20 protein-coding genes are annotated in these 20,591 nt (G+C 67.5%); 4 read left to right on the top strand and 16 right to left on the bottom strand.

Annotated elements, in window-relative coordinates; all coding sequences use genetic code 11:
- The first annotated feature begins 32 nt into the window (after positions 1-32).
- Positions 33-926: an acetylglutamate kinase gene (gene argB / locus ACIPRI_RS25105; RefSeq protein WP_446624229.1), complete on the top strand. Its 894-nt coding sequence runs from the start codon at positions 33-35 to the stop codon at positions 924-926.
- Positions 927-938: 12 nt separating this feature from the next.
- Here argB and galE read toward each other — a convergent pair whose 3' ends face one another.
- Positions 939-1,958, bottom strand: a complete 1,020-nt coding sequence (gene galE / locus ACIPRI_RS25100) for a UDP-glucose 4-epimerase GalE (protein WP_446624228.1) — start codon at positions 1,956-1,958, stop codon at positions 939-941.
- Positions 1,959-2,081: 123 nt separating this feature from the next.
- Between galE and slmA the strand changes: the two genes are divergently transcribed.
- Positions 2,082-2,750: a nucleoid occlusion factor SlmA gene (gene slmA, locus ACIPRI_RS25095; protein ID WP_446624227.1), complete on the top strand. Its 669-nt coding sequence runs from the start codon at positions 2,082-2,084 to the stop codon at positions 2,748-2,750.
- A 130-nt stretch (positions 2,751-2,880) separates the two neighbouring features.
- Complete coding sequence (gene katG / locus ACIPRI_RS25090) at positions 2,881-5,067, top strand: catalase/peroxidase HPI (RefSeq protein ID WP_446624226.1); 2,187 nt, start codon at positions 2,881-2,883, stop codon at positions 5,065-5,067.
- 34 nt (positions 5,068-5,101) lie between these two features.
- Here the strand turns inward: katG and ACIPRI_RS25085 are convergent, their stop codons facing one another.
- The 8 genes from ACIPRI_RS25085 to ACIPRI_RS25050 form a co-directional block, all read right to left on the bottom strand.
- Positions 5,102-5,551 carry a DUF2501 domain-containing protein gene (locus ACIPRI_RS25085; protein ID WP_446624225.1) on the bottom strand — a complete coding sequence of 150 codons (450 nt, stop codon included), beginning with the start codon at positions 5,549-5,551 and terminating at the stop codon, positions 5,102-5,104.
- A gap of 122 nt (positions 5,552-5,673) precedes the next feature.
- Positions 5,674-6,378, bottom strand: coding sequence for an ABC transporter ATP-binding protein (locus tag ACIPRI_RS25080; RefSeq protein ID WP_446624224.1), 705 nt, complete (start codon positions 6,376-6,378; stop codon positions 5,674-5,676).
- Positions 6,371-8,137 carry a branched-chain amino acid ABC transporter ATP-binding protein/permease gene (locus ACIPRI_RS25075; protein WP_446624243.1) on the bottom strand — a complete coding sequence of 589 codons (1,767 nt, stop codon included), beginning with the start codon at positions 8,135-8,137 and terminating at the stop codon, positions 6,371-6,373. The genes ACIPRI_RS25080 and ACIPRI_RS25075 overlap by 8 nt, the downstream gene beginning before the upstream one ends.
- 2 nt (positions 8,138-8,139) lie before the next feature.
- Complete coding sequence (locus ACIPRI_RS25070; protein ID WP_446624223.1) at positions 8,140-8,991, bottom strand: branched-chain amino acid ABC transporter permease; 852 nt, start codon at positions 8,989-8,991, stop codon at positions 8,140-8,142.
- A gap of 7 nt (positions 8,992-8,998) precedes the next feature.
- Positions 8,999-10,216 (bottom strand): amino acid ABC transporter substrate-binding protein, encoded by a 1,218-nt coding sequence (locus ACIPRI_RS25065; RefSeq protein WP_446624222.1) that lies wholly within the window; start codon positions 10,214-10,216, stop codon positions 8,999-9,001.
- A complete protein-coding gene (locus tag ACIPRI_RS25060) occupies positions 10,213-11,388 on the bottom strand; it encodes a CaiB/BaiF CoA transferase family protein (RefSeq protein WP_446624221.1) in 1,176 nt (391 codons plus the stop codon). Before ACIPRI_RS25060 ends, ACIPRI_RS25065 begins: the two co-directional genes overlap by 4 nt.
- Complete coding sequence (locus ACIPRI_RS25055; RefSeq protein WP_446624220.1) at positions 11,385-12,194, bottom strand: citryl-CoA lyase; 810 nt, start codon at positions 12,192-12,194, stop codon at positions 11,385-11,387. Before ACIPRI_RS25055 ends, ACIPRI_RS25060 begins: the two co-directional genes overlap by 4 nt.
- Positions 12,191-13,081 (bottom strand): dioxygenase family protein, encoded by an 891-nt coding sequence (locus ACIPRI_RS25050; RefSeq protein ID WP_446624219.1) that lies wholly within the window; start codon positions 13,079-13,081, stop codon positions 12,191-12,193. Before ACIPRI_RS25050 ends, ACIPRI_RS25055 begins: the two co-directional genes overlap by 4 nt.
- A 195-nt stretch (positions 13,082-13,276) precedes the next feature.
- Between ACIPRI_RS25050 and ACIPRI_RS25045 the strand changes: the two genes are divergently transcribed.
- Complete coding sequence (locus tag ACIPRI_RS25045) at positions 13,277-14,185, top strand: LysR substrate-binding domain-containing protein (RefSeq protein WP_446624218.1); 909 nt, start codon at positions 13,277-13,279, stop codon at positions 14,183-14,185.
- A 17-nt stretch (positions 14,186-14,202) separates the two neighbouring features.
- Here the strand turns inward: ACIPRI_RS25045 and ACIPRI_RS25040 are convergent, their stop codons facing one another.
- From ACIPRI_RS25040 to ACIPRI_RS25010, 7 genes are all read right to left on the bottom strand, one after another.
- The gene (locus ACIPRI_RS25040) at positions 14,203-14,499 is read right to left on the bottom strand and encodes a type II toxin-antitoxin system RelE/ParE family toxin (RefSeq protein WP_446624217.1); all 297 of its coding nucleotides are present in this window, start codon (positions 14,497-14,499) and stop codon (positions 14,203-14,205) included.
- Positions 14,487-14,771: a hypothetical protein gene (locus ACIPRI_RS25035; RefSeq protein WP_446624216.1), complete on the bottom strand. Its 285-nt coding sequence runs from the start codon at positions 14,769-14,771 to the stop codon at positions 14,487-14,489. The genes ACIPRI_RS25040 and ACIPRI_RS25035 overlap by 13 nt, the downstream gene beginning before the upstream one ends.
- 76 nt (positions 14,772-14,847) lie before the next feature.
- Entirely contained in the window at positions 14,848-15,918 is a 1,071-nt protein-coding gene (locus tag ACIPRI_RS25030; protein WP_446624215.1) for a malate/lactate/ureidoglycolate dehydrogenase, read from the bottom strand.
- A gap of 115 nt (positions 15,919-16,033) precedes the next feature.
- Complete coding sequence (locus ACIPRI_RS25025; RefSeq protein ID WP_446624214.1) at positions 16,034-17,560, bottom strand: UxaA family hydrolase; 1,527 nt, start codon at positions 17,558-17,560, stop codon at positions 16,034-16,036.
- Positions 17,561-17,563: 3 nt separating this feature from the next.
- Entirely contained in the window at positions 17,564-18,958 is a 1,395-nt protein-coding gene (locus ACIPRI_RS25020; RefSeq protein WP_446624213.1) for a TRAP transporter large permease, read from the bottom strand.
- A 15-nt stretch (positions 18,959-18,973) separates the two neighbouring features.
- Positions 18,974-19,531, bottom strand: a complete 558-nt coding sequence (locus ACIPRI_RS25015) for a TRAP transporter small permease (protein ID WP_446624212.1) — start codon at positions 19,529-19,531, stop codon at positions 18,974-18,976.
- A gap of 44 nt (positions 19,532-19,575) precedes the next feature.
- Positions 19,576-20,568: a sialic acid TRAP transporter substrate-binding protein SiaP gene (locus tag ACIPRI_RS25010; protein ID WP_446624211.1), complete on the bottom strand. Its 993-nt coding sequence runs from the start codon at positions 20,566-20,568 to the stop codon at positions 19,576-19,578.
- Positions 20,569-20,591: the final 23 nt, after the last annotated feature.

Below are 20,591 nucleotides of genomic sequence, written 5' to 3'. Positions count from 1 at the left end.
CACCCTCCCAACCTGACCACCCACCGCCGCCCATGACCGACCCCGTCATCAACATCCCGCCGCGCGACAAGGCCGAGATCCTGGCCCAGGCGCTGCCCTACATCCGCAAGTTCCACGGCAAGACCATCGTCATCAAGTACGGCGGCAATGCCATGACCGATCCGGCCCTGCAGGCCGATTTCGCCGAAGACGTGGTGCTGCTCAAGCTGGTGGGCATGAACCCGGTGGTGGTGCACGGCGGCGGCCCGCAGATCGAGGCGGCGCTGAACAAGCTGGGCAAGAAGGGCAGCTTCATCCAGGGCATGCGGGTGACCGACGCCGAGACCATGGAAGTGGTCGAGTGGGTGCTGGCCGGCGAGGTGCAGCAGGACATCGTCGGCCTGATCAACCAGGCCGGCGGCAAGGCGGTGGGCCTGACGGGCCGCGACGGCGGCCTGATTCGGGCCCAGAAGCTCAAGATGGCGGACCGCAACGACCCGAACCTGCACCACGACGTCGGCCAGGTGGGCGACATCGTCAGCATCGACCCGGGCGTGGTGAAGGCGCTGCAGGACGACGCCTTCATTCCCGTGGTCAGTCCGATCGGCTTCGGCGAGGAAAACGAGAGCTACAACATCAACGCAGACGTGGTGGCCGGCAAGCTGGCCACGGTGCTCAAGGCCGAGAAGCTGATGCTCCTGACCAACACGCCCGGCGTGCTGGACAAGGACGGCAATCTGCTGACCAACCTGTCGGCCCGCGAGATCGACGAGCTCTTCGCCGACGGCACCATCTCCGGCGGCATGCTGCCCAAGATCGAAGGCGCGCTGGATGCCGCCAAGAGCGGCGTGAACGCGGTGCACATCATCGACGGGCGCGTGCCGCACGCGATGCTGCTGGAAATCCTCACGGACCAGGCCTACGGGACGATGATCCGCGCCCGCTGACCGGGTGGGCCGCTACGCGTAGCCGTTCGGGTTGGCGCTCTGCCAGCGCCAGCTGTCCGCGCACATGTCGTCCAGGCCGCGCCGGGCTTCCCAGCCCAGGGTGGCACGGGCGGCCGACGGGTCGGCCCAGTAGGCCGGCACGTCGCCCGGCCGGCGTGGGCCGATGGTGCGCGGCACCGGCTTGCCGCTGGCGCGCTCGAAGGCGGTCACCACCTCCAGCACCGAGGCGCCGCGGCCGGTGCCCAGGTTGAGCGTCAAGAGGCCTTCGTGCGCCAAGGCATGGCGCAGGGCCGCCACGTGGCCCTCGGCCAGGTCCATCACGTGCACGTAGTCGCGCACCCCGGTGCCATCCGGCGTGGGGTAGTCGCCGCCATGCACCGTCAGCTGCGTGCGCTGGCCCACCGCCACCTGGCTCACGAAGGGCATCAGGTTGTTGGGCTTGCCCTGCGGGTGCTCGCCGATCAGCCCGCTTTCGTGCGCGCCCACCGGGTTGAAGTAGCGGAGCAGCGCGATGCGCCAGCCGGCTTCGGAGCGGCAGAGGTCGCCCAGCGTCTCTTCCACCATCAGCTTGGAGCGGCCATAGGGGTTGGCCGGGCGGGTCGGGGCGCTTTCCGGAATGGGGGAATGGTCTGGCTCGCCATACACCGTGGCGGAGGACGAAAAGATCAGCGTGCGCACGCCGGCAGCCCGCATGGCGGCGGCCAGCACCAGGCTGCCGTGCACATTGGTGTCGTAATAAGACAACGGATCGGCCACCGAATCGCCCACTGCCTTCAGCCCGGCAAAGTGGATCACGGCCGCCACGGAATGCTCGGCAAACACCCGGTCCAGCAGCGCTCGATCACGCACGTCGCCGTCGATCGCGCGAGGCGCCGGGCCCCCGCTGATGCGAGCCAGCCGCTCCAGCACCTTGGGGCTCGCGTTGCAGTAGTTGTCGAGGATCAACGGCTCGAAGCCCGCCGCCGCCAGCGCCACGCAGGTATGGCTGCCGATGTAGCCGGCGCCACCGGTGACCAAAACGCAATTTTTCATCTTTCGACCTGGCGGGCCCGCCAAAAAAGAAGATGATTCTGCGCGAAGTCACGGGGTTGACCCGGAAGGCGCGCACTTACTGCGCCATGCGAGAATCATTTAATTACATTTTTGCGGTCGCCCATGAACGATCAGACTAGCGCCTCCGGATTGTCTTTTGCCGTGGAAGACGCCGCACCCGTCACTCGCAAGCGACCCAAGCCAGGCGAGCGCCGTGTGCAGATCCTGCAGGCGCTGGCCGCCATGCTCGAGCAGCCCGGCGCCGAGCGCGTCACCACCGCGGCGCTGGCGGCGCGGCTGGAGGTGAGCGAAGCCGCGCTGTACCGCCACTTCGCCAGCAAGGCGCAGATGTTCGAGGGCCTGATCGACTTCATCGAGCAGAGCGTCTTCAGCCTGATCAACCAGATCCTGGAGCAGACCCCCGCCGATTCGAACGGCGATGCCCGCGCCGTGGGCGCCGGCCAGGCAGCGCGCATCATCGCCATGCTGCTGCAGTTCGCCGAAAAGAACCCGGGCATGACCCGCGTGATGGTGGGCGATGCGCTGGTGTTCGAGAACGAGCGCCTGCAGCAGCGCATGAACCACTTCTTCGACAAGATCGAATCCACCCTGCGCCAGGCCCTGCGCGAAGTGGCGGCGGCCGACGGCTCCGCCACGCCCACGGTCGACGCGCAGGTGCGCGCCTCGGCCCTCACCGCCTTTGCGGTCGGGCGCCTGCAGCGCTTTGCCCGCTCGGGCTTCAAGCGCCTGCCTTCCGAGCACCTGGAAGCCTCGGTCGCGCTGATGCTCTGAGCCCTCGGAGCCGGCCGGGCCACGGCCGCAAGACGACGTCTATCCCCCGCATAGACAAACGTCATGACATTGGGTGCGTGTGCTCGCAAAATGGATGGTTCCCGATCCAACCAAAGAACGGAGCCGCCCCATGAGCAACGAACAGACCGAAGCCAAGTGTCCCTTCCACCACGCCGTGGCTCGCGGGCCCGTCAATCGTGACTGGTGGCCGAACCAGCTGCGGGTGGACCTGCTTCACCAGCATTCCTCCAAGTCCGATCCGATGGGCGAGGACTTCGACTACACCAAGGAATTCAAGAGCCTCGACTACAAGGCCCTGAAGAAAGACCTGCATGCGCTGATGACCGATTCGCAGCCCTGGTGGCCGGCGGACTTCGGCCACTACGGCCCGTTGTTCATCCGCATGGCCTGGCACAGCGCGGGCACCTACCGCACCGGCGACGGCCGTGGCGGCGGTGGCCGTGGCCAGCAGCGCTTCGCGCCGCTCAACAGCTGGCCCGACAACGTCAACCTCGACAAGGCGCGGCGCCTGTTGTGGCCGATCAAGCAGAAGTACGGCCGCAAGATCTCCTGGGCCGACCTGATGATCCTGACCGGCAACGTGGCCCTGGAGTCGATGGGCTTCAAGACCTTCGGCTTCGGTGGCGGCCGCCCGGACACCTGGGAACCCGACCAGGACGTCTACTGGGGCAAGGAAACGACCTGGCTGGAAGACAAGCGCTACACCGGCGACCGCGACCTGGAAAACCCGCTCGGGGCGGTGCAGATGGGCCTGATCTACGTCAACCCCGAAGGCCCGAACGGCAACGCCGACCCGGTCTCGGCGGCCAGGGACATCCGCGAAACCTTCGCCCGCATGGCCATGAACGACGAGGAAACCGTCGCCCTGATCGCCGGTGGCCACACCTTCGGCAAGACCCACGGCGCCGGCCCGGCAGACCTGGTCGGCTCGGCCCCGGAAGCGGCCGACCTGGAGGAAATGGGCATGGGCTGGAAGAGCACCCACGCCAGCGGCGTCGCCGGCGACGCGATCAGCAGCGGCCTGGAAGTCATCTGGAGCCAGGAGCCGACCAAGTGGAGCAACCATTTCTTCGAGAACCTGTTCAAGTACGAGTGGGAGCCGGTCAAGAGCCCGGCCGGTGCGGGGCAGTGGCAGGCCAAGGGGGCTGATGCAGTCATTCCGGATGCGCACGACAAGTCGAAGAAGCGCCTGCCGACCATGCTGACCACCGACCTCTCGCTGCGCCTCGACCCGGTCTACGAAAAGATCTCGCGGCGCTTCCTCGAGCACCCCGACCAGTTCGCCGACGCCTTTGCGCGTGCCTGGTTCAAGCTGACGCACCGCGACATGGGCCCGCGCTCGCGCTACCTCGGCCCGGAAGTGCCGGCCGAAGAGCTGATCTGGCAAGACCCGATTCCGAAGGTCGACCATCCGCTGATCGACGACAAGGACGTCGCGGCGCTCAAGGCCAAGGTGCTGGCCTCGGGCCTGTCGGTGACGGACCTGGTGCTGACGGCCTGGGCCTCGGCCTCTACCTTCCGCGGCTCCGACATGCGGGGCGGCGCCGACGGCGGTCGCATCCGCCTCGCCCCGCAAAAGGACTGGGACGTCAACGAGCCGGCCAAGCTGGCCAAGGTGCTCAAGACGCTGGAAGGCATCCAGGGCGAGTTCAACAAGGCGCAATCGGGCGGCAAGAAGGTGTCGATGGCCGACCTGATCGTCCTGGCCGGCTGTGCCGGTGTCGAGCAGGGGGCCAAGAACGCCGGTCACAAGGTGACGGTGCCTTTCACTCCGGGCCGAATGGACGCGTCGCAGGCGCAGACCGATGTGGAAGCCATGAAGGTGCTCGAACCCGTGGCCGATGGCTTCCGCAACTACCTCATGAAGGACTACGCCGTCCCCGCCGACGCCCTGCTGATCGACAAGGCGCAATTGCTGACCCTGACGGCGCCGCAGATGACGGTGCTGGTGGGCGGCATGCGCGCGCTGGGCGCCAACGTCGGCGGCACCAAGCACGGCATCTTCAGCCAGAAGGAGCAGGCCTTGAACAACGAGTTCTTCGTTCGCCTGCTCGACCTGAACACGACCTGGAAGGCCGTGCCCGGCGAGAACAACCTGTACGAGGGTGTCGACCGCAACACGGGCGAGCCCAAGGGCAGCGCCACGCGGGTCGACCTGGCCTTCGGTTCCAACTCGGTGCTGCGCGCCCTGTCCGAAGTCTATGGAAGCGCCGACGCGCAGCAGAAGTTCGTGGATGACTTCGTGGCGGCGTGGACCAAGGTGATGGACCTCGGCCGCTACGACATCGCCCGCTGACGGCGAATGATGAAAGCGTGGGCCGGCCGGTGCTTCAGAGCATCGACTGGCCCTGGATGAGCACGAAGTCGCAGGCCTGCTTCTTGATGGAGTCGGTCATGCCGCTGGTCAGGTCGGTCTTCTTGCCGTCGCTGGTGGTGAGCAGGCCCCGGGTGCCGTCCAGATAGCCGCTGTCCAGGGTGGCGGCGGCTTGGCCGCCGGGCATCTTGCCCATCAGACCGTCCTTCACTTGCGACACGCCGGTGCCGCTCAGGTACTTGTTCTTCAGGCAGTACTCGATGACGCCGGCGGCGCTGCCCATGCTGCCGGTCGCAAGCGAGCCGAGCGAGCTCAAGCCGCTGGTGTCCATGGCGCCGGTGTTCAAGCCTTTCATGAACAGGTCCAGACCCTGCGCCTGCGCGCCGGTCAAGCCCATGCTGCCCAGCAGGGCGGCAACAAGCATGGCGCGCGCCGCGTTGGCGAAAGTTGTCGAAAAAATGCGCATCTGCGGATCCTCACGAACTAAAAATGAACTGGAAAAGAATTGGGGTCGCAAGAACATTAACGCAGGCCCAAGACCCTTGGCCGACGAGTTTGAATCAGTCGGTGGTGCCGCTCTGCGCACGCTCATAGGCCCAGATACGCCCGGACGATTTCCGGCCGCGCCAGCAGATCCTGCGGAACGCCCTCGCTCACCACGCGGCCTTCTTCCAGCACATAGGCGCGCTGCGAGATCTGCATCGCCATCGCCACGTTCTGCTCGACCAGCAGCACCGACATGCCGGCGGCATTGATGCGCCGGATGGCGGCAAACAGGTCGCGCACGATCAGCGGCGACAGGCCCAGCGAGGGCTCGTCCAGCAGCAGCAGCCGGGGGCGCGCCATCAGCGCCCGGGCGATCGCCACCATCTGCTGCTGGCCGCCCGAGAGTTCGCCCGCGGGGCTGGCGAGCTTCTCCCGGATCACCGGGAACATCTCCATCACTTGCGCCAGGGTCTCGCGCCGCTGGGCCCTGGGCCGCGGCAGGTAGCTGCCCAGCTCCAGGTTTTCCAGCACCGTCATGCCGGTGAACAGGCGCCGGCCCTCCGGCACCAGCGCGATGCCCGCTTCGCAATAGCGGTGCGGCGCCAGCGCCGTCAGGTCCTGGCCATCGAGCACGATGCGGCCGCTGCTGGATGGCAGGATGCCGGCCAGCGCGTTGATCAGGGTCGTCTTGCCGGCGCCGTTGGGGCCGACCACGCACAACAGCTCGCCCGAGCGCACCTCGAGCGATACGCCCCACAGCGCGCGCGCCGCGCCGTACGCCACCTGCAGATCGCGCACTTCAAGCATGGGCCGCCACCCCCAGGTAGGCGCTCATCACTTCGGGGCGCTGCATCACGTCGTTGGCCGCGCCCTCGGCCAGCAGCTCGCCGTGGTCGAACACCACGATGCGGTCCGTGAGCGCCATCACCGCGCGCATCACGTGCTCGACGAAGACGATGCTCGCGCCCTGGTCGCGGATGCGGCGGATCAGCGCCACCGCATCGTCGATCTCGCTGGGTGTCAGGCCGCACAGCACTTCGTCCAGCAGCACCAGGCGCGGTCGCGAGGCCAGCGCCCGCGCCAGTTCGAGAAACTTGCGTTGGTGCAGGTTCAGGTCATCGGGCCGCGCATCGCGCTTGTCGGCCAGGCCGGTGAACTCGAGCCACTTCATGGCCTGCCGGCTCGCCGCGCCCGGCTCGCGGATGGCGCCGCCGAAGAGGGCTGCGATCTCGACGTTCTTCAGCACGCTCAAGTGCCCGAAGGGGCGCGGGATCTGGTAGGTGCGCGCGATGCCGCTGCCCGCCACGCGGTGCGCCGGCAGGCCGTTCAGGCAGCGGCCCTCGAACCAGATGGCGCCGCCGCTGGCGGCGTAGTGGCCGCTGACGACGTTGATGAAGGTCGACTTGCCGGAGCCATTGGGCCCCAGCAAGCCCAGAATCTCGCCGCGCCGCACCTCGACGTCCACCCCGGCCAGCGCGCGCACGCCCTTGAAGGACTTGCAAAGGCCCTGCGCGCGCAGCAGCACCTCGCCCTGGCCGCCGCTGCTCGACACGCTGGCGGCCTTGCGCGCCGGCGGCGGGTCGGCTGGCACCGGCGCCGCGGCCGGCGCTGCGCTGCCCGGCTTGGCATGCAAGGCGCGCTGAAAGCGCCGGATCCGTTCCAGAATGCCCTCCGGCATGAAGAGGATGGCCGCGATCAATATCGCGCCGATCGCGGCCTTGCCCGCCACCGCCAGGTCCGACGCCGTGAAGCTGTAGAGCAGGCCGGTGATGGCCAGCGCGCCGATGGCCGGCCCGGCCCAATGCCGCGTGCCGCCCAGCACGCTCATCAGCACCACCGTCAGCGGCACCGTGATGGTGAAGACGTCGCCGGCCGTCACGTAGGACAGAAACAGCGAATGAATGCCGCCCGCCAGCCCGGCCAGCGCGCAGGACAGGGCCAGCGCATACAGCTTGTAGCGAAAGGTCGGCACGCCCATCACCTCGGCGGCATCCTCGTCATCGTGGATCGCGAACAGGCCGGCGCCGAACTTCGAGCGCTGGATGCCCCAGGCGATCAGCAAGGTCGCCGTCGCGGCGGCGAGCGCCAGCAGGTAGAAGGTCGACGAGGGCGTGGGCCCGATCTTCGGCACTGCCACGGCGGCCAGCGAGACGCCGTTGCCGCCGTCCAGCGGCGTGTTGACCACGATGGTGCCGATCACGAAGGTGATCGCGAGGGTCAAGAGCGCGAACACCTCGCCGCGCACGCCCTTCAGGCGGAACACCACGGCGCCCAGCGCCACACCGAGCAGCGCCGCGAGCAGCGCCGCTGCCGGCAGGGTCCACAAGAAGGGCCAATCGAAGCGCGCCATCAGGGTCGCGCTGGTGTAGATGCCGGTGCCGAAGAAGGCGCCGTGGCCGAAGGAGAAATAGCCCGAATAGCCCGACAGGATGTTCCACGAAGTCGCCAGCACCACCCAGTGCAGCGCCAGGTAGAACAGCGAGTCGTAGAAGGCCGGCAGGCCGGCGAGGGGCAGCAGGGCCAGCGCGGCGCCGCCCAGCACGATGGCGAAGGGCGTGCGCTGCATCGTCACGTGCTCTTCCCCGGCCGCAGCAAAAGGATCAGGATCAGCAAGGTGAACGAGACAATGGGCGCCCAGGAAGGCGCCGTCACCGCCATCGTGATGGCCTCGCTCACCCCGATCAGCAGGCCGGCGGCCAGCGGGCCGAGCGCGCTGCCCAGGCCGCCCAGCATCACCGCGGCGAAGACCACGCCGACCCAGGCATACATCTGCGAAGGTGCAAGCGTGAAACTGAGGGCCACGCAGACGCCGGCCACGCTCGCCAGCGCCGAGCAAACGCCGGCCAGCAGAAGGCCCAGCGCCTTCTCGTTGACGCCGAAGGCGGCCGCCACCGGCGCATCCTGCGCGGCGGCGCGCATCGCCTTGCCCAGGTCGGTGTAGCGCAGCACGGCCCACACCGCCAGGCACAGCAGGGCCGCCAGCAGCAGCGTGATGAGCTCGGGCACGGGTACGTACAGATGGCCGAGCCTGAACTTCATGTGCGCGTAGCTCGACTCGAGCTTGCGAAAGTCGGCCGTCCAGATCGACTGGATCAGGCTCTCGACGATGCCCATCAGCCCGAAGGACAGCAAGAGGGAATTGAAGGGCGACACCGCGAAGCGCGCCATCACCCAGTGCAGGCCCGCGCCCAGCAGGAAGAAGACGGGCACGATCAATCCCAAGGTCAGCAACGGGTCCATGCCCTTGCTTGCCAGCTGGTAGCACAGGTAGGCCGCCAGGAAGGCGAAGGCGAAGTGCGCCAGGTTGATCAGCCGCAGCAGGCCCCAGCTGAGGCTGAGGCCCAGGCCCATCAGCCCGTACAGCGCGCCGACGAAGATGCCCGAGAGGATGGATTGGGACAGCAGCGAGAGGCTGGGCATGTCGGGTTCAGGGCGCCAGCAGTTTGGCGCCGCCCGCCGTGACCTCCTTGGGCCACACCACCACCCACTTGCCGTCCTGGATCTGCTTGATGCGCATCAGGTCGTCGCCGAAGTTGCCCACGCCGTCGAAGCGCAGCTTGCCCTGCAGGGTGTCGACCTTGTGCGTCTTCAGGTAGTCGGCAATCTTCTTGTCGTCCAGGCTCTTGGTGCCCACCACGCCGGCCTCCAGGATCTGCCAAGCCGTGTAGGAGGCGGCGGCCTGCGTCTCGACCGCGGTGTCCGGGAAGCCCGCCTTGGCGGCGCGCTCGCTGTAGATCTTCACGAACTCGGCGGCGCCGAAGTTCGAGGTGAAGGGCGGCTGCGCCTCGAAGATGGTGGCCGACAGCGCGCCCTTGGCGTCCGGCGATGCCAGCAGCGGCCCCGGTGCCGGGTACAGATAGAAGTGCTGGGGCGGCGTGTAGTCGATCTTCTTCATCGCTTCCAAGAGCAGGTTGCCGTCCAGGCCGATCGCGCCGACCCAGACGAAGTCGGGCTTGGCGTCCTTCACGCGGTTGGCGATCGGGCCGAAGTCGCGGTTGCCGAAATCCCATTCGAGAAACAGCACCTCGGTGAGGCCGCGCTTCTTCAGCACCTCGCGCGCGCCCGCGCTCATGAACTGGATCGATGGGAATTTGCTGGTCACCACCGCCACCGTCTTGGGCGGCCTGGGGCCGGCGGCCAGCGCGTCGAACAGCGTGCTGGGCACCGTGTTCGCCGGGTCCGAGCCGAGCGACCAGGCCGGGAACGACATGTCGTACTTGGCCAGCGAGGGGATGCCCATGGTGTGGTGCACCAGCAGCTTGTTGTAGCGCTGCGCCACGCCCATGGCCGAGAGGATCGCGCCGGTGGCGTAGGGCCCCATCAACAGGTCGACCTTGTCCGAGGTGACCAGCTGCTCGTAGAGCGTGCGCGCCAGATCGGGCTTGGACTGGTCGTCCTTCACCACCCATTCCACCGGCCGGCCCAGCAGGCCGCCGCGCTTGTTGAGTTGCTCCACGTAGATCTCGCCCACCAGCTTGTGGATCTGCGCCGTGGACGAGAGCGGCCCGGTCAGCGCCAGGGTGCTGCCGATGCGAACCGGCGTGCCCGTCGGCTGCTGCTGTGCCATGGCCATGCCGGCCACGGCCGCGGCCAGGGCCATGGCGGCGACGGCGGCGCGCCGCCCGATGTTCAGCGTCTTCATCATGGTCCTTGTCTCCTCGTTGTTTCGTTGTCGGCTTCGAGCAAACCCCGCACTTCGGCGCGGATCTCTTCGTTGTGCTCGCCGAGCGTCGGCGGCGGGCGCACCTCGAGTGCGCGCTCGCCGTCGAAGCTGACCGGCGAGCGCACCGTGCGAAACAGGCCCATCACCGGATGCCGGGCCGAGGTCATCAGCTGCAGGTGCCGGGCCTGCGGGTCTTCAAGGGCTTCGCTGGTGTCGTACATCGGCGCATGCGGCACGTCCTCGCGCTGCAGGCGGCGGCACCATTCGTCGCGCGGCAGCGTGCGAAAGCACTGGCCCAGCAACTCGATCAGCTCTTCCTGGTGGTCGATGCGCGCGTCGCGCGTGGCGAAGCGCTGGTCTTCGAACAGGCGCGGCTGCTCGATGGCCAGCGCCAGCCCGCGCCAGAACTTCTCGGGCGAAGACATGTGCAGCGCAATCCACTTGTCGTCGGCGCAGCGCAGCACGTAGGACTGAGAGACGCTGGGTCGGCTGTAGGGGCCCATCACTTCGCCGGCCTGAAAGAAGTGGGTAAAGGCGTCGAGGTTGAAATGCGCCATGGCCTCCAGCATCGACACCTCGACCTTGCGCCCGATGCCGGTGCGCACGCGCTCGAGCAGCGCGCCGAGCACGCCGTAGGCGGCATAGAAGCCGGTCAGCGAATCCGCGATGGCCGGGCCCACCACGCGCGGGTTCTGCGGGTTGATGAGCAGGTTCAGGAAACCGCTCGCGGCCTGCGCCACCGTGTCGTAGGCCGGCCGGTGGGCAGAGGGGCCACTGCTGCCGAAGCCGCTGATGGCGCAATAGACGAGCCGCGGGTTCAACGCCTGCAGCCGCTGGGCGCCCACGCCGAGCTTTTCGGCCACGCCGGGCCGGAAGTTCTGGATGTAGACGTCGGCGTTCGCCACCAGCGCGTCCAGCACCTCGAGGTCGGCGGCATGGGTGGTGTCCAGCTCGATGCTGCGCTTGTTGCGGTTGTAGGTCTGGTAGTGCGGGCTGTACAGGCCGTTCCTGAAGGCGCGAAACGGATCGCCGGTCTTCGGCTGCTCCACCTTGACGACGTCGGCGCCCAGGTCGCCCAGCAGCATGCCGGCGGCCGGGCCGGTGATGAAGGTGCCTTGCTCCACCACCCGGATGCCTTGCAGCACGGGGATCATGTGGCGTCGCTCCCGAAGTGGGCCGGCAGCGCGCCGTCGTACTGCATCTCGCGCGTGGCCTGGTAGGACAGGGCGAAGCCGATGGACTGGTGCATCTCCTCGACCAGGTGCGCGATCAGCCCGGCGGTGCGCGCCAGGATCGGCACGCCCTTGAGCGCTTCCACCGGAAAGCCCGCGCCCAGCAGCACCGCCGGAATGGCGCCCGACACGTTGAGCCGCAGCGGCTTGCCCAGCACCCTGGGCAGGATCGACTCCACCGCCTCGGCGATCGCCACGAACCGCAGGTCGGTGCCGGCCCGCACGGCCACGTCGAACAGCGCGCCCACGCGCGCATCGCGCGCCTTGTGCTGCGGATGGCCGTAGCCCGGAACGGCGCGGCCGGCCTCGAACCAATCCGTTGTCACACCCAGCGCGGCGTCGGCCACGGGGGTGCCCGCCGCGATCCGCGCGTCGATCTCGGCGTAGAAGCGCCCGGCCGTTTCCGAGGAGCCCAGCACCACCGAGCCGCAGCCCAGGATGCCGGCCGCCACCGCGCCCTGCAGTGCATCGGGCGCCGCGGCGAAGGTCATGCGCGCCGCCTGCACGCTCGGCACCAGCCCGTGTTCGGCGATCGCGACCAGGGTCGCGTTGAGCACGGCGGTCTCGCCGGCGCTGGGCATGCGTCCCGTGAGCAGCAGGAAGAAGTGCTCGACGAAGGACAGCTTGCCGATCAGCTCGCGCGACAGGTCCTTGCCGCGCACGACGATGGTGTCCGCGTCCGAGGTGCAGATGGCGGTGCGCGGCACCGTAGTCTTGCCGATCTTCATGATGCCGCCGCCGGGGCCAGCCGGAAGTCGTAGCTGGCCGAGTAGTACGGCGCTTGCATCTCGCGGCCGTCCACTGCCTTGCCCGGCGGGTGCTGCTCGAAATCGACCACCAGGCTGTCGCGCTTGCCGAACACCGCGTCCTGCTCCAGATAGGGGCTGCCGGCGACGAACAGGTGCGTGGTCAGCGTCACGTGGCCCGGCGCCGAGATCTGCATGTGGATGTGGCCGGGGCGGTAGATGCTTCGGCCCGTGGCGCGCAGCATGTCGCCCACCGGGCCGTCGTCGGGCACCGGGTAGTAGGTCGGGCGGATCGACCAGAACCAGTAGCGGCCCTGGGCGTCGGTGCGAAAGCGCCCGCGCGCACGCATGGTCGGGGTGGCGGAAAGCTGCACGTCGTACTTGCCGTCGCCGTCGCCGGACCAGACGTCGAGCAAGGCGCCGGCCAGGGGCGCGCCATCCAGGTCGGTGACGCGACCCATGTAGAAGGCCGGCTCCCCCGGCACGCCTTCGCCGATGTCGCTGCCCAGCGGCAGCTCGGGCGCGCCGGGCCAGTAGAAGGGGCCTTCCACGGTGGCCTCGGTCGCTTCGATCGCGCCCTTGACCTGGCCGCTGGCGCGTGCCTGCGCCAGCGCCACCACCATCATCGACAGGCCCAGGGTGTCGGACAGCAGGATGAATTCCGGGCGCTTGTCGGTCGAGATCTGTCCGGTGGCTTCCAGGAACTTGAGGCCCGCCAGCCATTCATCGGGCCTCAGGTCGACCTCGCGCGCGAAGGCGTGGATGTGGCGGGCCAACGCCGTCATCAGCTCGCGCAGCCGGGGATCGGGCGTGCTGGCAAAGGCCGCAAGAACGTCCTTCGTGATGGCGTCCTGGTTGTAATCGCTCATTCGGTAACCTCCGTGCTACGCACTGCGGTGCGAGCCCCTTCGGGCGGCCGGGCGGGGCTCATGGCACTTGTCTCCTGCCGGCCCTGGGCGGCCAGGGCCTTCTGCTGGGCCCACGATAGGACGCGACACATTCAGTCGCAAATGATGAATAACCATGCATATCATTGACGGCATCGATCATTCGCGGGGGTTTCCATGGAGATGCGGCACCTGCGCTACTTTGTTGCGCTGTCCGATTGCCTGAGCTTCACCCGGGCCGCCGAGCGGGTGCATGTCACCCAGTCGACGCTCTCGCACCAGATCCGCCAGCTGGAGGACGAGCTGGGCCAGCCCCTGTTCGAGCGCATCGGCAAGAAGGTGGTGACGACCGAGGCCGGCGAGCTGCTGCGCGGCTACGCGGCTCGGGCGCTGCGCGAGGTCGACCAGGGCGTGGCGCTGCTCAAGCCCGGCACCGACCGGCTGGGCGGCGCGGTGCGCGTGGGCGCCACGCACACCTTCAACATCGGGCTGATTCCGGAATGCGTGGCGCAGTCGCTGGCGCGCCATCCGACGGTGCGCATCAGCGTCGAGGAACTGTCGGCCGAGGTCATCGTCGGGCGGCTGAAGGCGGGCGAGCTGGACCTGGGCATTGCCTACCGTCCCAACGATCCCACGGGCCTGTGGTTCGAGCCGCTCTACAACGAAGAGATGGTGCTGGTGGTGTCCAAGGACCACCCGCTGGCCCGGCGCAAGCGCATCCGCATGGTCGAGCTGCATCGGCAGGAGCTGGTGCTGCTCTCTTCCAGCTTCTCGACGCGAACCATGCTGGACGAATGCTTCAGGGCGAGCGGCGCAGAGCCTGTCGTGGTCGCCGAGATGTCCACCGTGGCGCCGATGTTGGGACTGGTGGCGCGCACGAGGATCGGTTCGATCGTGGCCATCAACGCGGTGCCCGAAACCATGGCCGGCCTGAAGCTGATCCCGCTGGAAAGCCCCACGCCCGTGCGCACGCCGGGCATCCTGTGGCGGCTGGGCGAAGCGCAGCCGGCGCAGGTGCAGTCGTTCGCGGTGATCCTGCGCAAGATTGCGCTGGGCAACAGCCTGCGCCGCGAGGGGCCGGGCTGAGCCGGGCTGAAGGCCGGCTACTCCGAGCTGAAGCCGGCTTCGCGTTGGTGCCGAACAGCCAGGACGAGAACCGTGTCGTGTTCCTGCTCATGGCTGTACAAAGCCAGATAGCCTGACCTGCCGCGCGAGATGACGAGTTCTCTCAAGCCGTTCTCGGCGGGTCGGCCGATCAAGGGGTGGTTCTCCAGTATCTGTACGGCTTCGGTGATGAGGTCCACTGTCGCAAGGGCTGCAACAGGGTCTGTCTCGATGAGAAAGTCGGTCAGCCGCTCAAGGTCGATGAAGGCGCGCGAAGAGTAGATCAGCTGCGCCAAGACTTGGCCCTGGGTTTGGGAGGCGACTTGCCCTGCGCCCGACCTTGCAGGTAGGCGTGCACGTCGGAAGCGGCATAGCCCTTGCCCGATTTGACCGACTCGTCCCGGGCCGCGACCGCATCAGAGACGAAGGCTGCGCGCTTTTGCGCCGCCGAGGCCGCCGCGCGAATTGCGTCGACCATGAACGCATGGGGCGTGACGCCCTGGTGCTTGGCAGCTTCGACTGCAAGTTGCTTGATTTCCTCTGGAAGCTTCAGTGAAGTGGTGGACATGGCATAGGGTCGATTGGTGACACCATGGTAGCACCGCTCTCGAAGCCGAGCTTGGCATGGCGCGTCCAGTGTTGGCTCACAACCCGTCGGCGCTGACGGCCACGCCCACCTTCGCCCCGGCCGCGACGATCTCGCCCCAGGTCGCGTCGTCGATCCAGATGCCGTTGCGCTCGCGCGTGGCGCGCGCCTTGCGCTCCGGCTCGCCGGCGATCTGCACCGCCTCGAAGCCGGCGCCCGGCGGGCTCTGGCGCAGCCAGTCGACGAAGGCGCGTGCCTCGACCTCGAAGCTGGCCTGCGTGCCCAGCTTGGCCGGGTCGATCAGCACGGTGAGCATGCCGTTCAGCACGGTGCGTGCGGTGTCCGCTGGCCGGTGCCAGGTGCCGCCGCCGGTGAGCGCGCCGCCCAGCAGTTCGCAAGCCACCGCCATGCCGTAGCCCTTGTGCTCGCCGAAGGTCATGAGTGCGCCAAAGAGGCCGTTGGACTGCGGCACCACCACCACGCCCGGGTCGTCGGTGGGCGCGCCGTGCTCGTCGATCAGGTGGCCCGGCGGCACGCGTTCGCCCTTGTTGTGGGCCACGCGCATCTTGCCTTGCGCCACACGGCTGGTAGCGAAGTCGAGCAGGAAAGGATCGCCCCCCGCCAGCGGAATGCCGATGCAGCAGGGGTTGGTGCCGAAGCGCCCATCGCCGCCGCCCCAGGGCGCGACCACCGGGCGCGACAGCACGTTGACGAAGTGCATCGAGACGAGGCCTTGCGCCGTTGCCATCTCGGCGAAATGGCCGATGCGGCCCAGGTGGTGCGAATTGCCCAGCGTCATGATGCAGCTGCCATGCTGCTTCGCACGCGCGATGCCCAGCTGCATGGCCTGCACCCCGACGATCTGGCCATAGCCGCGTTGGCCGTCCAGGGCGAGCATCGTGCCAATGTCCACGCGCACCGCGATGCCGGTGTTGGGCTTAAGTCCCCCCTCGAGTACCGCGTCGACGTAGCGGGGCGTCATGCCCACGCCGTGCGAATCGTGGCCGCTGAGGTTGGCCAGCACCAGGTTGTCGGCCACCTGCTGCGCTTCGGCCGGCATGCTGCCGGCGGCGGCGATGACGGCGGCGACCTGAGTGCGCAGTTGGAAGGCTTGAAGGGTCAGCGACACGAGAAACTCCTTACTTGGGACCGAGGACGGCGCCGGGCCGCCCCAAGGCGGCCGAGCCTCCCCCTCGGGGGGTGGCGAATGACACGAAGCGAAGCGCAGTGCAAAGCCGGGGGGCCTACATCACGGCGCCCACTTGCCAGGGCACGAATTCGTTCTGGCCGTAGCCGTGCTGCTCGCTCTTGCTGTGCTCACCGGAGGCCGTCGCCAGCACCAGTTCGAAAATGCGCTGTCCCATCTCCTGGATCGACGCCGTGCCGTCCACGATCTCGCCGCAGTTGATGTCCATGTCTTCTTCCTGGCGCCGCCACAGGGTGCTGTTGGTGGCCAGCTTGAGCGAGGGCGAGGGCGCACAGCCGTAGGCCGAGCCGCGCCCGGTGGTAAAGCAGATCAGGTTGGCTCCGCCTGCCACCTGACCGGTGGCGCTGACGGGGTCGTAGCCGGGCGTGTCCATGTAGACGAAGCCGTGCGCCGCCACCGGCTCGGCGTACTCGTACACGGCCTCGAGATTGCTGGTGCCGCCCTTGGCCACGGCGCCCAGCGACTTTTCGAGAATGGTGGTCAGCCCGCCGGCCTTGTTGCCCGGCGAGGGGTTGTTGTTCATCTCGCCTTCGTTGATCTCGGTGTAGTGCTCCCACCACTTGATGCGCGACACCAGCTTCTCGCCCACTTCGCGCTTCACCGCGCGCCGCGTCAGCAGGTGCTCGGCGCCGTAGATCTCGGGCGTCTCCGACAGGATGGCGGTGCCGCCATGCGCCACCAGCAGGTCCACCGCATGGCCCAGTGCCGGGTTGGCGCTGATGCCGGAATAGCCGTCCGAGCCGCCGCACTGCAGCCCGATGGTGATGTGCTTCGCGCTGCAGGGCTCGCGCTTCACCGCATTGGCCCGCGGCAGCATCTCGTTGATGAGCGCCACGCCCTTTTCCACCGTCTTGCGCGTGCCGCCGGTGTCCTGGATGTTGAACACGCGAAAGTTCTCGCCCTCGCTGAGGTTGCCGGTGGCCAGCCAGGCGTTGATCTGGTTGGCCTCGCAGCCCAGCCCCACCACCAGCACCGCCGCGAAGTTGGCATGGGTGGCGTAGCCGGTCAGGGTGCGCTCCAGGATCTGCATGCCCATGCCCTGGGTGTCCATGCCGCAGCCGGTGCCGTGCGTGAGGGCCACCACGCCGTCGACGTTGGGGAAGGGTGCCAGCGCTGCCGGATTCGTCTTGCGCGAGAAGTGGTCGGCAATGGCCCGGGCCGCGGTGGCCGAGCAGTTCACGCTGGTCAGCACGCCGATGTAGTTGCGCGTGGCCACTCGGCCGTCGGCGCGCTGGATGCCCATGAACGTCGCCTCGCGCAGGGGCGGCGCCGGTTTCACGTCGGCGCCGAAGGCGTAGTCGCGTTCGAAGTCGCCCTTGTCCGGCCCCATGTCGAGGTTGTGCGTGTGCACGTGCTCGCCGGGCTCGATGGCGCGGCTGGCAAAACCGATGATCTGGTTGTAGCGGCGCACCGGTGCGCCCGGGGCGATGGCGCGAACCGCGATCTTGTGGCCGGGCGGAATCAGGCCGCGGGCGGTGACGCCCTCGATCGGCGTGCCGCCGACCAGTTGGCTGCGCGCGATGACGACGTCATCGGCGGGATGGAGTCGGATGAAGGGGTTCATGGTCTAGAAGAACATCTTGGGCAGCCACAGCACGATCGAAGGCACGTAGGTGATGACGGCCAGGCTCAGCAGCAGAGGTACCAGCCAGGGCAGGATGGCCATGGTGGTGCGCTCGAAGCTCAGGTTGGCCACGCGGGCCAGCACGAACAGAACCAGGCCCATCGGCGGGTGCAAGAGGCCGATCATCAGGTTCAGCACCATCACCAGGCCGAAGTGCACCGGGTCCACGCCCAGTTGGGTGGCGATGGGCAGCAGGATCGGCACCAGGATCGTGATGGCGGCGGTTGGCTCCAGGAAGCAGCCGACGAAGAGCATCAAGAGGTTGGCCAGCAGCAGGAAGACCCAGGCGCTTTGGGTGAAGCCCAGCACCCAGTTGGCGATGTCGGTGGTGACGCCGGTGGCCGTCAGCATCCAGCCGAAGATGGACGCCGCGGCCACGATGAAGAGCACGGTGGAGGTGGTCTCGATGGTGTCCAGGCAGACCTTGACGAACATCTTCCAGCTCAAGGTGCCGTACCAGGCGAAGCCCAGGATCATGGCCCACACGCAGGCGGCGATGGCGCCTTCAGTGGGCGTGAACAGGCCGGTGGTCATGCCGCCGATCAGCAGCACTGGGGTCATGATGGGCAGCAGCGCCTCGAACTTGAAGATGCGGTCGATCACGAACAGCAGGGCGAGGCCGGCGAAGACCGACAGCTGGGCCGGCGCGCCGAAGCGCGCGACCACCACCCACAAGAGCAGAGGCCAGACGATCACCACGCCCAGTTCGGCCAGCGCCTTGGCCAGGCGCGAACTGGAGAACTTGAAGTCGGCGCCCCACTTGTTCTTGTGCGCGAAGTAGGCCACCGTGATCATCATCAAGAGCGCCAGCATCGCCCCCGGCAGGACGCCCGCCAGGAAGAGCGCGCCGATGGACACGTTGGCCATCATCCCGTAGATCACGAAGGGCAGGCTGGGCGGAATGATCGGCCCGAGCGTGGCGGATGCCGCCGTCACGCCCACCGCGAACTCGGCCGAGTAGCCATGCTCCTTCATGGCCTTGATTTCGATGGTGCCCAGGCCGGCGGCGTCGGCGATGGCGGTGCCGCTCATGCCGGCGAAGATCACCGAGCCCAGCACGTTGACGTGGCCCAGGCCCCCCTTCATCCAGCCCACCAGCGACAGCGCGAAGTTGTAGATGCGGGTGGTGATGCCGGCGTTGTTCATCAGGTTGCCGGCCAGAATGAAGAAGGGCACCGCCAGCAGCGGAAAGCTGTCGATGCCGCCCACCATGCGGTGGATCACCACGAAGGGCGGCAGGTTGCCGGAACTCAGGATGTAGGCCAGCGAGGCGCCGGCCATCGCGATGGCGACCGGGATGCCGCCCATCATGAAAACGAGAAAGAAGATCTTCAGCATTTGGAGCGCAATCGTTCAGTGGTCGGCCAGGGAAGACTCGGGGCGCTCGAGCACGCTGTAGCCGCGCCGCCAGTGCACGCGCGCCACCTGGATCGAGCGCCAGGTCATGGCGGCAAAACCGAACAGGCACAGGCCGTAGACGAGATTCATTGGCGCATCGACGATGGTCATGCGCGAGTTGTTGCCGATCTTGGCCATCATCTGGACGGTCATCACCACGGCAGCCACGAAAAAGAGGATGCGCAGCACATCGACGCCGCGCGACATCCAGCGCCCCAGGGCCGGCGGCATGTGGCGGTAGAAGAAGTCGACCTGGATCTGGTTGTTCTTGGCCACCCCGATGGCCGCGCCAATGAACACCACGCCGATCAATTGATAGCGCGCCACCTCCTCGGTCCAGGCGGCCGAGTCGTTCATCACGTAGCGGGTGACGAACTGGTAGAAGACCGTGAGCCCCAGGGCCCAGAAGATCGCCAGCGCAATCCAGCCCTCGGCAATGGTTCCCTTCAGGTCGACCGCTTCGTCGTGGGCGTGGAAGTGGCCTTCGTCGTCAATGATTTTTTCGTCAGTCATGGTCTTGTTTCCCTCCCCCGCCGGGGGAGGGCCAGGGTGGGGGCTTACTTGATGGCTGTAATGCGGTCGTAGTCCTGCTGGCGGTAGCCGTGGTCCGTCGGCTTGGTGTTCTTCAGCACCGCCTCGCGGAAGGCGTTCTTGTCGACCGTGATGACGTTGTTGCCCTTGGTCTTGAATTCCTCGACCAGCCGGACCTCAGAGGCGATGATTTCGCGGCCGGTCTTCTCGGCGGCTTCCTGCATCACGTCGGTGAAGATTTTTTTCTCCTCCGCCGACAGCTTGGCCCACAGCTGGCCCGACACGATGGTCAGGAGCGAGTCGACGATGTGGCCCGTGAGCGAGATGTTCTTCTGCACCTCGTAGAACTTCTTGGCCTCGATGGTGGGCAGCGGGTTCTCCTGCGCATCGACCGTGTTGTTCTGCAGCGCCAGGTACACCTCGGCAAAGGCGATCGGCGTGGCATTGGCGCCCAACGACTTGGGGAAGGCCAGGTAGGCCGGCGCATCGGGCACGCGGATCTTCAGCCCTTTCATGTCCTCCGGCTTGGCCACCGGGCGGGCCGCGCTGGAGGTGACGTGGCGCGCGCCGTAGTAGTTCAGGGCGGTGATGTGGTTGCCCGTCTTGTCGTCGTAGCCCTTGGCCAGTTCCTTGAAGACGTCGCTCTTGGCGTACTTCAGCTGGTGCTCGGCGTCGCGGAAGATGAAGGGAAAGTAGGACACGGCCAGCGGCGGATGGCTGCGGCCTGCAAAGCTCGCACCCGTGAGGATGATGTCCACCGTGCCCAGGGTCAGGCCCTGGTTGATGTCGGCTTCCTTGCCGAGGCTGGAGGCTGGAAACACCTGGATCTCGTACTTGCCGTTGGTGCGCTTCTTGATCTCTTCGGCGGCCCACACCGAGTACTTGTGGAAGGGCTCCGAGGTCTCGTACACGTGGGCCCACTTGAGCTTGGTCTGGGCCTGGGCAGTGCCCAGTGCGCCAAGGGCGGCAGCGGCCAGGGCGCAGGCGGCGAGGGTCTTGATGGCAAGGCGTTTTCTCATGCTGTGTCTCCTTTACTTGGGTT

The organism is Variovorax sp. LARHSF232 (genome assembly GCF_052871435.1).
Note: the sequence above shows the minus strand (reverse complement) of the source record. Positions and strands in the feature narration are given on the sequence as shown.

Excerpts from the sequence above, each read along its gene's own strand:
- ACIPRI_RS25055 (WP_446624220.1), bottom strand. The coding sequence starts at position 12,194 with ATGAAGATCGGCAAGACTACGGTGCCGCGCACCGCCATCTGCACCTCG.
- katG (WP_446624226.1), top strand. The coding sequence starts at position 2,881 with ATGAGCAACGAACAGACCGAAGCCAAGTGTCCCTTCCACCACGCCGTG.
- galE (WP_446624228.1), bottom strand. The coding sequence starts at position 1,958 with ATGAAAAATTGCGTTTTGGTCACCGGTGGCGCCGGCTACATCGGCAGC.
- ACIPRI_RS25080 (WP_446624224.1), bottom strand. The coding sequence starts at position 6,378 with ATGCTTGAAGTGCGCGATCTGCAGGTGGCGTACGGCGCGGCGCGCGCG.
- ACIPRI_RS25025 (WP_446624214.1), bottom strand. The coding sequence starts at position 17,560 with ATGAACCCCTTCATCCGACTCCATCCCGCCGATGACGTCGTCATCGCG.
- ACIPRI_RS25085 (WP_446624225.1), bottom strand. The coding sequence starts at position 5,551 with ATGCGCATTTTTTCGACAACTTTCGCCAACGCGGCGCGCGCCATGCTT.
- ACIPRI_RS25060 (WP_446624221.1), bottom strand. The coding sequence starts at position 11,388 with ATGATCCCCGTGCTGCAAGGCATCCGGGTGGTGGAGCAAGGCACCTTC.
- ACIPRI_RS25010 (WP_446624211.1), bottom strand. The coding sequence starts at position 20,568 with ATGAGAAAACGCCTTGCCATCAAGACCCTCGCCGCCTGCGCCCTGGCC.
- ACIPRI_RS25020 (WP_446624213.1), bottom strand. The coding sequence starts at position 18,958 with ATGCTGAAGATCTTCTTTCTCGTTTTCATGATGGGCGGCATCCCGGTC.
- ACIPRI_RS25045 (WP_446624218.1), top strand. The coding sequence starts at position 13,277 with ATGGAGATGCGGCACCTGCGCTACTTTGTTGCGCTGTCCGATTGCCTG.
- ACIPRI_RS25070 (WP_446624223.1), bottom strand. The coding sequence starts at position 8,991 with ATGCCCAGCCTCTCGCTGCTGTCCCAATCCATCCTCTCGGGCATCTTC.
- ACIPRI_RS25050 (WP_446624219.1), bottom strand. The coding sequence starts at position 13,081 with ATGAGCGATTACAACCAGGACGCCATCACGAAGGACGTTCTTGCGGCC.
- ACIPRI_RS25075 (WP_446624243.1), bottom strand. The coding sequence starts at position 8,137 with ATGCAGCGCACGCCCTTCGCCATCGTGCTGGGCGGCGCCGCGCTGGCC.
- slmA (WP_446624227.1), top strand. The coding sequence starts at position 2,082 with ATGAACGATCAGACTAGCGCCTCCGGATTGTCTTTTGCCGTGGAAGAC.
- ACIPRI_RS25065 (WP_446624222.1), bottom strand. The coding sequence starts at position 10,216 with ATGATGAAGACGCTGAACATCGGGCGGCGCGCCGCCGTCGCCGCCATG.
- ACIPRI_RS25015 (WP_446624212.1), bottom strand. The coding sequence starts at position 19,531 with ATGACTGACGAAAAAATCATTGACGACGAAGGCCACTTCCACGCCCAC.
- argB (WP_446624229.1), top strand. The coding sequence starts at position 33 with ATGACCGACCCCGTCATCAACATCCCGCCGCGCGACAAGGCCGAGATC.
- ACIPRI_RS25035 (WP_446624216.1), bottom strand. The coding sequence starts at position 14,771 with ATGTCCACCACTTCACTGAAGCTTCCAGAGGAAATCAAGCAACTTGCA.